Below are 12810 nucleotides of genomic sequence, written 5' to 3'. Positions count from 1 at the left end.
TGAACTTCAAATATATCAATAAAGATTTCAACTCAGCTTAGTTTGAAGCACTCCGTTATTTTCGCATATGAATGTTACAAATTTTGTGTATGACAGGACTTATTTCATTTTTATCATTTTTTCAGCAATACATTTTAAAATTTGTTATATAGACCTAAACTTATACAAATGACGTACTTAAATAGTTTAATTATAAATAATATATTGTTTTTACTTATTAAATTATTTAATTAAACATATTCCATATACATTTTTGGTGCTAAGCATAACTTTTTAAATCACTATATTGAATAATAAAAAATTGATATGATGCCTAGCGAAATATAGAGATTTGCTTTATTAAATCTTTTGTTTACAGCAGCTTGCAATGGCTATCTTTTCCCATTTGGAAATAGACTCAGATCTAATTGTATAAGTCTGTGTAGCATTTTAAATTATTAAGCATCTATCAGCCTGTCTGATAAAAGACTTAAGTAAATCTCTCCATAATATGATTTGTGAATTTATTAATTTTATAAATTTACTCGGGTGAATATATGAAAAAGCTCCTAGGATTAGTTCTCGGTTTATCTGTGGGCCTTTCAGGCTGTGGTAAACAAGAAGCTCCTGCAACTGACGCCGCACAACAAAAAGACACTGCAGAAGTGCAAACTGTTACCATGGCTTCGACTGGTTCAGATGCTGATATTTGGCGCTATATTGCTACGCTTCCTGAAACCAAAGAAGCTGGCATTAAACTTGAAGTGAAAAACTTTACTGACTATGTGTCTATGAACACTGCTGTAGCGAACAAAGAAATTGATGTTAATGCATTCCAGTCATATGCCTATATGGTTGCGTTTAATGACAATAATAAAGATAAAATCGCACCGCTTTCGACTACTTATTTAGAGCCAATGGGTATCTATTCAAGCAAAGTCAAAAAACTTGAAGAGTTCAAAACAGGTGCAACAATCGCGATTCCAAATGATGGCGCAAACGAATCACGTGCATTGTTACTACTTCAATCTGCTGGCTTAATCAAACTTAAAGCTGATTTTGACGATGTAAAAGGCACACCTGCTGACGTAACTGAAAATGCGAAGAAAATCGTAATCAAACCAATTCAAATGGCGACTGCTGTTCGTGTTAAAGACGAAGTTGATGCGATTGTTTTGGGTAATACCCTTGCAATGGAAGGTGGTTTAAACGTACTAAAAGATGCGGTTTACTATGAGCCAATCGATCAAAGTACAAAAATGAACGTGAACATTCTTGCTGTTGCTGCTGACCGTCAAAATGACCCAGTTCTACAAAAAGTAGGCGCGCTTTATCACACTCCAGCAGTTAAAGCTTACATCGATGAACATTTTGGTGGTACTAAAATTGATGTAAACAAACCAACTAGCTACCTCACTGAAGCAAAATAGTAATATAATTTCTTCAAATAAACAGGCAAAGTTTACTTTGCCTGTTTTTTCATTTTTGAACCCTTTTTTGACGCTATGATCCAATTTAAAAATATCTCCAAGCATTTTGAGCTAAAAGGCCAAACCGTTACAGCACTGGATCAGATTAATCTGGACATTCCAGATGGCTGTATTTTCGGTCTAATTGGCTACAGTGGTGCAGGCAAAAGTACCTTAATCCGTTTAATTAATTTGCTAGAACGTCCTAGTGAAGGGCAAATTATTATTCATGATAAAGACTTTACTGCTTTAAATTCGGCAGAGCTGCGTCAAGAAAGAACCAATATTGGCATGATCTTCCAGCACTTCAATTTACTGCAAACCAAAACAGTTGCAGAAAATATTGAAATGCCGCTTAAACTTTTAGGTGTGTCTAAAGCTGAACGCCAAAAACGCTTAGAAGAGTTGCTCGAATTTATTGACCTAAAACATAAGAAAAATGCCTATCCGGATGAGCTCTCTGGTGGTCAAAAACAACGTGTCGGGATTGCCCGTGCGCTAGCCAATCATCCTAAAATTTTACTGTGTGATGAAGCAACATCTGCTCTCGATCCGCAAACCACTAAGTCGGTATTGGCGTTATTAAAGAAAATCAATCAAGAACAAGGCATTACTATTGTGATGGTCACCCATGAAATGGATGTGATTGAATCTGTTTGTGATTATGTTGCGGTGATGGAACAAGGAAAAATCATCGAACACGGCTCAACCTTAGAGATTTTTAGTCAGCCAAAACACAATACAACCAAAAACTTTATTCAAACTGTATTGCAGCAACAGCTTCCTGTTAATATTTTAAATAATCTAGAAAATCAAAACCATAACAGTATTTATTGTTTAAAATTTCTGGGCAGTTCGGCACAGGAAACCGTCATTCAAGCGGTAATTAAACAGTTTGATATTAGCCTGAATATTTTGTTTGCCAATATGACTGAAATTAATGGTGCGGTGATTGGACAAATGTTCGTTCAGCTATTAGGTGATGCAGCATTGATTCAACAAGCGGTGGCGTTCTTAGAACAACATGGCGTTGAAGTCACTCAAGCAGGAGTTCAGCAATGAGAGATTTAATTATTCAATGGCTGACTCAAATTACAGCACCCTTTTGGAAAAGTTCTTTGTCTATGGATCAGTTCGTCACTGCCCTACAAGAAACTTTTCACATGGTGTTCTTTGCCATGCTCTTCGGCTGTATTTGGGGTTTTATCCAGGCCGTGATTTTATATGTCTCACGTCCACAAGGCATTTTGCCTAATCGTGTCATCTACCATGGTTTGAACCCGATTGTGAATGCGCTGCGTTCATTGCCATTTATTATCCTCTTGATTGCGGTCATCCCTTTGACCAAAGTCATTGTGGGTACTTCAATTGGTACTTGGGCTGCAATTGTTCCCCTCACAATCTATGTTGGTCCTTACATTGGTCGTCTGATTGAAACTTCGTTGCTTGAAGTGAATGACGGCATCATTGAGTCTGCTCAAGCGATGGGTGCATCTCCGCTGCAAATCATTACTAAATTTGTTCTACCAGAGTCTCGTAGCTCTTTGATTTTAAACTTAACGACTGCAACCATTAGCTTAATTGGTGCAACAGCCATGGCAGGTGCAGTAGGTGCAGGCGGTATCGGTGATCTTGCCATTTCTTATGGTTATCAACGTTTTGATAGTAGCGTGGTCATCATGACCGTCATTGTATTGTTGATTTTGGTGCAAATTGTTCAAAGTCTGGGAGACTGGTTATCAAAACTGCGCTAAGCCTGCATAATTCATATATTTAAGCTCTCTTCGGAGGGCTTTTTAATGTTTAAGATTTGGTTTTTTTTAAGCTGAAATTAAACCAAAATTTTTTTTAGTTTTAAATTATTTTGACGGCAAATTAGCAACACCATAAAATTTAAAATATAACCTTCAATATTACGTTTACAAAAACTTGATTGAGTACAAAATATCAAAAGAACAGGATTTTATATTCCCCATGCAAACTACACTGACAGCAAAAATTTTCCGCTTAAATTTTTTCACAACGGGGATATTCATCACTTCAGCAGCATCTGCATCCAGTGCTGATTATGACTATGTGACTAGTATTAAAGTAAATGATATTGACTTAGCCTGACCCTTGCCTGCATCAAAAGCAAATGCATTAATCAGCAAAAATCCAGTAAAGCTTAAATATGAATATTCAGAATGTACCGGCAATACTGAATTTCATGTCACATCAAAAGGTAAATTTCTAAAATTTGAAATTTATACAGAGGACAATCCTCAAGTTAAAAATGATTCATTCTATAAAAATAAAAGCAGCTTCGCCCAACTTGGACAAACCAAAGGGGATGTTTGGATAGAATGGGATAAATCCACTCAAATACGCGATAAAATTCAAATTGGATCAAAAAACTTAACAAGCCAATATAACTTCTAACAATTTGTAAAAGACTTCCCCAAAAGTGCAAAATTAGCCAATCCAAATGAAGTTACTTACGTGATTTTACTCTCACCTACTCATGCCAAATCCGTGCTGAAAGAGCCGCAAAATTATGATTTACCCTATATTGGCAATCTAGCCTTCAACTTTAAAAATGGCAAATTAACTGCCTTTTCAGTTAATCAAGGTATTGCTTGCTAAATGGTGCTTGTCATACAGCGTTTATTGATTAAACAGTGAATTTATAAATCTGCATAAAGCCATGCAATAAACGCAAGTTTGATCTCAGAGCATGCTAAAATCAGCAGCTGTTTTCGCAGGGACTCATCTATGCACTTTGTACATCTTGGTATTTTTACAGAATTTTCCATTACTGAATCTATTGTACGTATACCTGATCTTGTAAAAGCTGCAGCTGCAGATGAAATGCCCGCTCTGGCCATTACTGACCTTTCAAATCTACATGCTGCTGTAAAATTCTATAAAAAGTGCTTAGATAAAGGCATTAAACCCATATTTGGTTCAACCATTCGTTTGAATGATGCTGAACACAAAGCTACTCTTCTAGCGATGACCAATAAAGGTTGGCGCAGTCTAACAGAGTTGGTTTCTGAAGGTTATATTTCTGGTCAACAGCTTGATATTCCTTGCGTAAAAAAAGATTGGATTTTAAATCAACACCAAGACTTGATTGTTTTACTGGGTATGCAAAGTGATGTCGGCAAAATGCTTTGCTCTTCCAACCCGCAAAAAGCTGAACCACTGTTAGCTGAATGGGTCGAAAAATTTGGCAATCGTGTTTATCTAGCGATTACACGAACTGAGCGCTCGGGTGAAGAAGACTTTATTCACGAAGCAGTAAAACTTGCGAAGAAATTTAACATTGGTGTGGTTGCTCATAACGATGTGCATTTTATACGTAAAGAAGATTTCGAGGCACATGAAGCACGCGTTTGTATTGCCGATGGCTATGTCCTCGGTGACAATCGTCGCCCTAAAAATTACAGTCCTGAACAGTATTTTAAAACTGCCGAGGAAATGACGGAGCTGTTTGCAGACATTCCAACGGCTATAGAAAATACCTATCACATTGCACGACGCTGTAATGTGTCATTACGTTTAGGCTTCCATGACCTTCCCGATTATCCAATTCCTGAAGGTCATACAATTGACACCTATTTTGAACATTTATCAAAAGAAGGTTTAGAAGAACGTTTAGCGCATTTGTACCCTGTCGAACAACGTGGTGACGACTGGCCAGAAATTCGTAAGCCTTATGATGAACGTTTGGCTTATGAAGTTGGGATCATCCTGACCATGCAATTCCCAGGTTATTTCCTAATTGTCATGGACTTTATTCAATGGTCTAAAGGTAATGGCGTCCCTGTTGGTCCAGGCCGTGGTTCGGGTGCAGGTTCCTTGGTTGCCTATAGTTTAAAAATTACTGACCTAGACCCACTGCGTTATGACCTACTGTTCGAACGTTTCTTAAACCCTGAACGTGTATCAATGCCCGACTTTGACGTCGATTTCTGTATTGCAGGTCGTGACCGTGTTATTGACTATGTTGCACGCACTTATGGTCGAGATGCGGTCTCTCAGATTGCAACTTTCGGTACCATGGCGGCAAAAGGTGCAATTCGTGACGTAGCCCGTGTCTTGGGTAAATCTTATGGTTTGGCTGACCGTATTTCTAAAATGATTCCGACCAAGCCTTTAGGTTTAAGTTTGGAAGAATCCATTGAGGCCGAACAACAACTCAAAGACATTGTCACCAATCCATCTAACCCAGATAACGAAGATGCAGCCGAAATTTGGGAAATGGCACTCAAACTTGAAGGCATTACCCGTAATACAGGTAAACATGCCGGTGGTGTGGTTATTGCACCAACGAAGTTAACTGACTATTCGGCTGTCCTATGTGATGCAGATGGAACTAACCGTGTAGCCCAATTCGATAAAGACGATGTGGAAGCTGCAGGTCTAGTTAAATTCGACTTCTTGGGCTTACGTAACTTAACGGTAATTGAAGATGCCATTAAGCACATTAATGCCCGTCCAGATATCACTACACCTGTCGATATTTCCTTGATTCCTTTGGATGACAAACCTGCCTATGCTGTGTTCGCAGAAGCAAATACCACAGCGGTCTTCCAGTTTGAATCCGTCGGCATGAAAAAAATGCTGAAAGAGGCACGTCCAAGTAAGTTCGAAGAAATTATTGCTTTCGTGTCTTTATATCGTCCAGGCCCGATGGATCTGATTCCTGACTTTATTTACCGTATGCATGGTGGTGAGTTTGAATACTTACATCCATTACTAGAAAGTGTCCTTGAACCGACATACGGCATTATGGTGTATCAGGAACAGGTAATGCAGGCAGCGCAGTTCTGTGCTGGCTATAGCTTGGGTGGCGCGGATTTACTTCGTCGTGCCATGGGTAAAAAGAAAGTCGAAGAAATGATTAAGCACCGTCAGATCTTTACTGAAGGTGCTGCAACCAAAGGTATTGATGCAGATACGGCCAACCATATCTTCGATTATATGGAGAAATTCGCAGGCTATGGTTTTAACAAATCCCATGCCGCAGCCTACGCCCTTGTTGCATATCAAACCGCTTGGTTAAAAGCACATTTCCCTGCTGAATTTATGTCAGCAGTGATGACCTCGGAAATGCAGAACACGGACAACGTGGTGTTCTTAATCGATGACTGTCGTATTAATGGTCTTGAAGTCTTGCCACCTTCGGTCAATATGTCTTTATATAATTTCCATGCCAGCGATCCAAAAACCATCGTCTATGGTTTAGGTGCGATCAAGGGTGTCGGTGAAGCTGCCATGCAGTCTGTGATTGACTCACGTATCCAAGATGGCCCATATAAAGATCTGTTTGACTTCTGCCATCGTATTGACCTAAAAAAAATCAATAAGCGCACGCTTGAAGCATTGATTCGTGGTGGCGCATTGGATTGTTTAGGATTAGAACGCGCTGACTTGATGGCGCAATTGCCAGAAGCTGTACAAGCGGCTGACCAAGCCCGTACAAACCGCGAAACAGGGATGATGGATTTATTTGGTGAAGTTGAAGAAGTTCAGCGTAAACCTTCTAAACCTGTTAAACCGTGGTCAGATGAAGTTCGTCTTAAAGGTGAAAAAGATACTCTTGGGCTTTATCTAACAGGTCATCCGATCGATGTGTATCGATCAGAGCTAAAAGCCTTTATTTCACAGCGCATTAATGAGCTTACGCCTACACGACGTGGTGTCACTACAGTATTTGCAGGCCTAGTCGTCGATATTGCCAACTTCCCGAACCGCATGATGGTGACGCTCGATGATGGTACTGCACGTATAGAAGTGTCTGCGAATCACGAACGTTTTAACCGCTTCAAAGATGTGATTCAAAACGAAAAAGTGGTGGTCATTGAAGGTGAAATTTACGAACGTGAAGGTTTTGATCGGCCAATGGGTCGCTTAACTAAAGCCTTCAGTTTGAATGAAATCCGTCAAAAACGTGCCAATGCCATTCAAATTAAATTAACACCTGAACATTTTAGTAAAACGCTATCACGCGACATCCAAAATATTTTACTGCCTTTTTGCAATGTCGATATGTGTACGCATATCCCTGTGCAGTTATATATTGACTATCCATATGCGACGGCTGACATTCATTTGGGCTTAAACTGGAAAGTTGCCCCACTAGATGAATTACTGTCTAAGCTGCGTGACTACTTCGGTAAAGAATCTTTGCATGTCGAATATCATGTCAAATCCAAAGCTGCCAAAGCGGTAAGTTATGAACAAGCCTCTATTCCTGCGCAGGTTCCGCCACCGCCAGATGGGATGAGCATGGATGATGCCATGGATTTATACCAAGCAGAAGCCAATCAATTTTCTTAAAGTTTAAACGCTGTTTGAACTGCTTTTTTAAATAAACATATTGGAAATATCATGAATCAAACTGACAATGCTGCGGTTTCAGCACATCTCTCCCATGTGCGTATTGTCATGGTGAACACAACATTACCCGCAAATATTGGTAGTGCATTACGTGCCATGAAAACCATGGGACTTTCAAAGTTAGTCTTAGTTGCACCGAAGACTTACCCGCATCCGGACATTAATGCCTTAGCTGCCGGTGCTGTCGATTTAATTGATCAAATTGAAATCGTTGAATCACTAGAAGATGCCATTAAAGATTGTCATATTGTCTTTGGTACTAGTGCGCGTAGTCGTACCATCCCATGGCCATTACTTGACGCTCGCCCTGCTGCCGAAATGTCTCTCAAAGCGGTCTGCGAACAACAACAAGAAATTGCCGTAGTATTTGGCCGTGAAGACCGTGGTTTGACCAATGAAGAATTGGCAATGGCCAACTACCATGTCACTATTCCAGTGAATACTGAATATGGCGTCTTAAACGTTGCCCAAGCGATTCAAGTCATTTGCTATGAAATGCGCATGGCCGCCCTTGCACATACTGAGTTAACTGCAAATCCTGATGCCAATATGCATGTTACCGATGACATCGATATGGAATGGGATGAACCTTTGGTGACCCATGAAATGATGGAACAGTTCTACCCGCATATTGAAAAAATGCTGGCAGAGATTGAATTTATGGATCCAAAAAATCCAAGATTATTACCTTTACGCTTGCGTCGCCTATTTGGACGTATACAATTAGATCGTATGGAATACCACTTATTACGTGGCATCTTTAGCCGAGTACAGGCTTTAAATAACGGAACATGGAAAAAATCTACAGACAATGAGGATCAATCTAATGCTTAAGCAGCTCAAAGAAGATATACAGGCTGTATTCGCGCGCGATCCTGCTGCACGAAATACGCTCGAAGTCTTAACGACTTATCCAGGAATTCATGCCTTAATCATGCATCGTATGGCACATGAACTTTGGAAAAAAGAGTGTAAAGGCTCAGCTCGTCTATTGTCTTCTTTTAGCCGCTTTGCCACAGGCATTGAGATTCATCCGGGTGCGAAAATCGGTCGTCGTTTCTTCATTGACCATGGTATGGGTGTGGTGATTGGTGAAACAGCTGAAATTGGTGATGATGTCACCCTCTACCATGGTGTGACCTTAGGTGGCACGACTTGGAACAAAGGCAAACGTCACCCAACTTTGGAAGATGGTGTAGTGGTTGGCGCTGGTGCAAAGATCTTGGGCCCATTTACGGTGGGTAAAAATGCCAAAGTCGGTTCAAATGCCGTCGTGACTAAAGAAGTTCCTGCAAATACTACTGCTGTGGGCAATCCAGCACGCTTTATCACCAAAGATAGACCAAAAGATGAAGCGGAAACCCGTCGTCGCGATTATGCAGAAAGTATTGGTTTCCAACCGTATGCTGCAACACAAGACCAAACTGACCCAATGTTAGAAGGTATGCGTGTATTGTTAGATCGTATTCAGCACAATGAAAAACGTATGAATAATTTGTGTCAGCGTTTGTCTCTCCTTGACCCAACGTTCAAAAAGCAACAGCTTAATGAACAACCTTTTAGTCAGGAAGAACTTAAAATCATTGAAGATGTGCGCCGCGAATGCGAAGCTCAAAGTAGTCAATCTAAAGCTTAACCAAAAGCAATCAGAATAAATTGCCTTTAACTTGCATGTTGTTCAGAGTTTTTTTAGACTGACCAACATGCTTTTTTTATAAAATAAATTTAATGGATGAATCATATGACGCTTAAGCCCTTGGCAGTTGCTTGTATTGCTTTAACCCTTGCCGCTTGTGGAAGCGCCCCAACTAAAAATAATGCTCCTAAAGATGCCATGATTTTTGTAGAGCCTGAACTGACTCCACCTTTCTACGCACTCAACCCATTTAACTACGATGCACCACCTCCTTTTGAATTAAATTTACAAAAAGCTGCAGCACAGCCTGTGACTAAGATGGTGGTAACTAGCCCAACCGACCCATCTAAGCAATTAACCCTTGAAGAAAACCGCCTGATTATCCCCACTGTTGACAGCAAAGAACGTTCGATGAAATTTGCTGCTTTAGCAGGTGACAATGAAATCGACATTACTGAAATTGATGATTTCTTACAGCTTGTTGAAGGTAAAGCACGTCACTATCCACCACGTTTTGTTCAACGCCAAGAACGCAAAGGGTTTGAGCTTAAACTCAAGGAAGTTACGCAAAAATTAGATACGCTTGCGTCTAAAGACAACGCCTCTTTTGATATTTTAGTTCGTGCATTTAAAGCCAGTGTGATGGCACGTAACCTTGATTTGGGTTCTGTGTACACAACTAAATCATTAACTTACGCACAACGTATTTTAAAAATCAACCAAGATGATGCAGAAGCAAACTTCTGGTTCGGTTTTGGTTTATCTGAAGGTGGTGGTCAACGTGAAGCGATTCCATACTTAGACAAAGCAATGAAAGCCGGTGTTCAAGAAGCGTATCTTTCTGCAGCAAATAACTATATTGCCATGGAACAAAAAAAGAACGCCATTCAGGTTTTAAAGAACTATAAAGTTAAATATCCACAAGAAGCAGAAGTTGCTGATCGTTTAATTCAAGAAATTGAAAAGCAAGGTCGCTGGAATGTTTGGCAAGTTTTAAATCCACCTAAAGCTGCGTCTTAAATCAGACGATTTAGAAAATTCTTTTGAAAAAAGACCGTTTTAACGGTCTTTTTTCATTTAAGGTGAATTGAAAATCCTGACAATTATCGTATGATTTGAAGATACTTAACCTTATGCGCGGCCTCTTTATGCAGCAAAATATTAAAAAAATACTGCTCCTTGGAATCATAAGTACAAGCGTACTGAGTGGATGTCAGGTCGTCAGTGTCAAAAATCAAAAACTCAATGTTTCGATTGCCAATGAACGTGAAAGTATTATTTCTCGAAATAAACTTAGCGAAGCCAGTTTAAATGTCTTGTCGATGACAGGTCGGGAAGCCAAAGCCTGCACAGAAGACCCGAAAGCCTGTGTTGATGAGTTACAACAAATTCCTCAGATTCAAGATGAACAATTACTTTCTACAGCAAGTGAATTATATTTAGCTAAAGCTATAGAATATGAATCTTCTTCAGCCTGCAAGTTAGGTGTGCTCAGTAGTCACAAATCTGAAGAAAAACAAAAAATTGAACAAGACACTTATAATAAGTGCTTAGATCAACAATTGATACTTCTCGATAAAAGTATTCGCTATAGCTATGCGTACATGTTTAAAACCAAACGTGCGCCTGCTGATCGTATTTTTGATAACCGTCAAGTTCAAATCCGTGATTTCTATAATCAAGGGATTGCAAAATTGGTTAGCAGCTATGCACTACGTTATAAGCCGCAAGAAGTCACACAACAGATCAAAGTCGGACAAACCACCTATCATATTGACTTCAGCCATTATCCAGAACTCAAAAATCGTAAAATTGAACAATTGATGTCAACCTATAACCTCAACTTCTCAGGTTTACGTTCAATTACCCGCCGAGATGGTTTTGGCTCCGAATTTCTTGTGGTTTTACCCGAAGAACATACGATTGAAACAGGCAAAGCCAAATATATTATCAATCCGATTGATTTTAAATATCCGTCTGGTTCAAATCCTAATATCCATCAAGCGCGCTATTTAGCTGCAACCTTAACGGCTGAACCACTAAGCGCTACAACTTCAGTTGATCAAATTTTGAATCAACATGAGTTTCAAATTAAAGCTTACGATCCGTATAAATATGAACAGGTCAATATTGCCAATAAAAACTATGCGCTTGCTGCCAATTTTTCTGCTCCATATGGTCTTTGGTTAGCACAAAATAACTTGGGTAAGGCAGCTTATTTATCACTGATTGACCGAGATGAAAAACTGACGATGCCGCATCTCTACATGCTTGAACCATATAATCCTGACAAGAAAGTTATCGTCTTGGTACATGGTCTTGCTAGCAGCCCTGAAGCATGGATTCGTCTGACTAACGATATTATGGGCGATTCAGTGCTACGTGAACATTATCAAGTGTGGCAAGTCTTCTATTCAACGAATATGCCGATTATTGAAAGCCGCTTCCAAATTTATTCCATTTTGACTCAGACCTTTAGCAAAGTAGACGCCAATGCCGCGGCTAAAAAAGATGCTGTACTAGTCGGTCATAGTATGGGCGGCATTATTGCACGACTACTTGTCAGCCAAGCCGATACCACGCAAGCAGCTTTGAAAATGATGAATTCACGTCAATTAAATCAGTACCGAAATATTCCAGTAGTGAAGCAACGTATGGTGATTGAAGATATTCCAAATTTCAGCCGTGCAATTTTTTTGGCTGCACCTCATCGTGGTACAGAATATGCAGATCGCTGGTTTACCAAAGCCGCTCGAAAAATTATTAAACTCCCAGGAGCTTTTTTATCGGCCATGGGTGATGTGTTAACTCAAGAAGAAGACCTGAAAGATTTATTTCGTGAAATTGACCATGGCTTGATCCAAAATGGACCAAGTGACTTAAGTCATCAATCAAAATTTATCGCGCTCACTGAAGATATACAGCCACGTAAGGGTTTGAAGTTTCATTCAATTATGGGAAATAACACCAACAGTCAAGATAAAAATATTATGACGGATGATATCGTACCATACACTAGTGCTCATCTAGAGGGTGCTGTTTCAGAAAAAATCATTAAAGGGGGTCATTCGATTCAAGAAACCCCTGAAGCTGTACTTGAACTACGCCGTATATTACGTTTGCATTTGATTGAACTTGGCCTCTATAAACCATAAGGCAATACAGCATTTAAATCGATCTACATATTTTAAAACCGATCTCAGGATCGGTTTTTTTATTTCTGCATTTACTTGAATATGCCATTATTCAGGTAGTTACTATAAAAGGCACTCGTTGAACTTTACATAAACCTTATATTGGAGATAAATTATTGTAAAATAAATTAAAATATTGTGCACT

9 protein-coding genes are annotated in these 12810 nt (G+C 39.5%); all 9 read left to right on the top strand.

Features of this window, described 5'->3' with window-relative positions; all coding sequences use genetic code 11:
• The first annotated feature begins 536 nt into the window (after window positions 1–536).
• Entirely contained in the window at window positions 537–1409 is an 873-nt protein-coding gene (locus FTT99_RS09185; RefSeq protein WP_180007758.1) for a MetQ/NlpA family ABC transporter substrate-binding protein, read from the top strand.
• 75 nt (window positions 1410–1484) lie between these two features.
• On the top strand, window positions 1485–2510 hold the full coding sequence (locus FTT99_RS09180; RefSeq protein ID WP_180129424.1) for a methionine ABC transporter ATP-binding protein: 1026 nt from the start codon (window positions 1485–1487) through the stop codon (window positions 2508–2510).
• Window positions 2507–3202 carry a methionine ABC transporter permease gene (locus FTT99_RS09175; protein WP_180048904.1) on the top strand — a complete coding sequence of 232 codons (696 nt, stop codon included), beginning with the start codon at window positions 2507–2509 and terminating at the stop codon, window positions 3200–3202. The genes FTT99_RS09180 and FTT99_RS09175 overlap by 4 nt, the downstream gene beginning before the upstream one ends.
• 364 nt (window positions 3203–3566) lie before the next feature.
• The gene (locus tag FTT99_RS16500) at window positions 3567–3869 is read left to right on the top strand and encodes a hypothetical protein (RefSeq protein ID WP_257229242.1); all 303 of its coding nucleotides are present in this window, start codon (window positions 3567–3569) and stop codon (window positions 3867–3869) included.
• Between the two features lie 333 nt (window positions 3870–4202).
• Entirely contained in the window at window positions 4203–7775 is a 3573-nt protein-coding gene (dnaE, locus tag FTT99_RS09165; protein ID WP_180161406.1) for a DNA polymerase III subunit alpha, read from the top strand.
• A gap of 51 nt (window positions 7776–7826) precedes the next feature.
• Window positions 7827–8669, top strand: coding sequence for an RNA methyltransferase (locus FTT99_RS09160; protein ID WP_078193553.1), 843 nt, complete (start codon window positions 7827–7829; stop codon window positions 8667–8669).
• Window positions 8662–9471, top strand: a complete 810-nt coding sequence (gene cysE / locus FTT99_RS09155) for a serine O-acetyltransferase (protein WP_180123610.1) — start codon at window positions 8662–8664, stop codon at window positions 9469–9471. Before FTT99_RS09160 ends, cysE begins: the two co-directional genes overlap by 8 nt.
• Before the next feature lie 105 nt (window positions 9472–9576).
• On the top strand, window positions 9577–10491 hold the full coding sequence (locus tag FTT99_RS09150) for an ABUW_2363 family tetratricopeptide repeat lipoprotein (protein WP_078193555.1): 915 nt from the start codon (window positions 9577–9579) through the stop codon (window positions 10489–10491).
• Between the two features lie 128 nt (window positions 10492–10619).
• Complete coding sequence (locus FTT99_RS09145; RefSeq protein WP_180129559.1) at window positions 10620–12626, top strand: triacylglycerol lipase; 2007 nt, start codon at window positions 10620–10622, stop codon at window positions 12624–12626.
• Window positions 12627–12810 lie beyond the last annotated feature (184 nt).

Origin of the sequence: Acinetobacter sp. YH12040 (assembly GCF_013420005.1) — a bacterium.
Classification (GTDB): Bacteria; Pseudomonadota; Gammaproteobacteria; order Pseudomonadales; family Moraxellaceae; genus Acinetobacter; species Acinetobacter amyesii.
The sequence above is the reverse complement of the archived record's forward strand: the minus strand, read 5'-3'. Positions and strand labels throughout refer to the sequence as shown.

Coding starts and splice junctions, on each gene's coding strand:
- FTT99_RS09185 (WP_180007758.1), top strand. CDS start 537: ATGAAAAAGCTCCTAGGATTAGTTCTCGGTTTATCTGTGGGCCTTTCA.
- FTT99_RS09180 (WP_180129424.1), top strand. CDS start 1,485: ATGATCCAATTTAAAAATATCTCCAAGCATTTTGAGCTAAAAGGCCAA.
- FTT99_RS09175 (WP_180048904.1), top strand. CDS start 2,507: ATGAGAGATTTAATTATTCAATGGCTGACTCAAATTACAGCACCCTTT.
- dnaE (WP_180161406.1), top strand. CDS start 4,203: ATGCACTTTGTACATCTTGGTATTTTTACAGAATTTTCCATTACTGAA.
- FTT99_RS09160 (WP_078193553.1), top strand. CDS start 7,827: ATGAATCAAACTGACAATGCTGCGGTTTCAGCACATCTCTCCCATGTG.
- cysE (WP_180123610.1), top strand. CDS start 8,662: ATGCTTAAGCAGCTCAAAGAAGATATACAGGCTGTATTCGCGCGCGAT.
- FTT99_RS09150 (WP_078193555.1), top strand. CDS start 9,577: ATGACGCTTAAGCCCTTGGCAGTTGCTTGTATTGCTTTAACCCTTGCC.
- FTT99_RS09145 (WP_180129559.1), top strand. CDS start 10,620: ATGCAGCAAAATATTAAAAAAATACTGCTCCTTGGAATCATAAGTACA.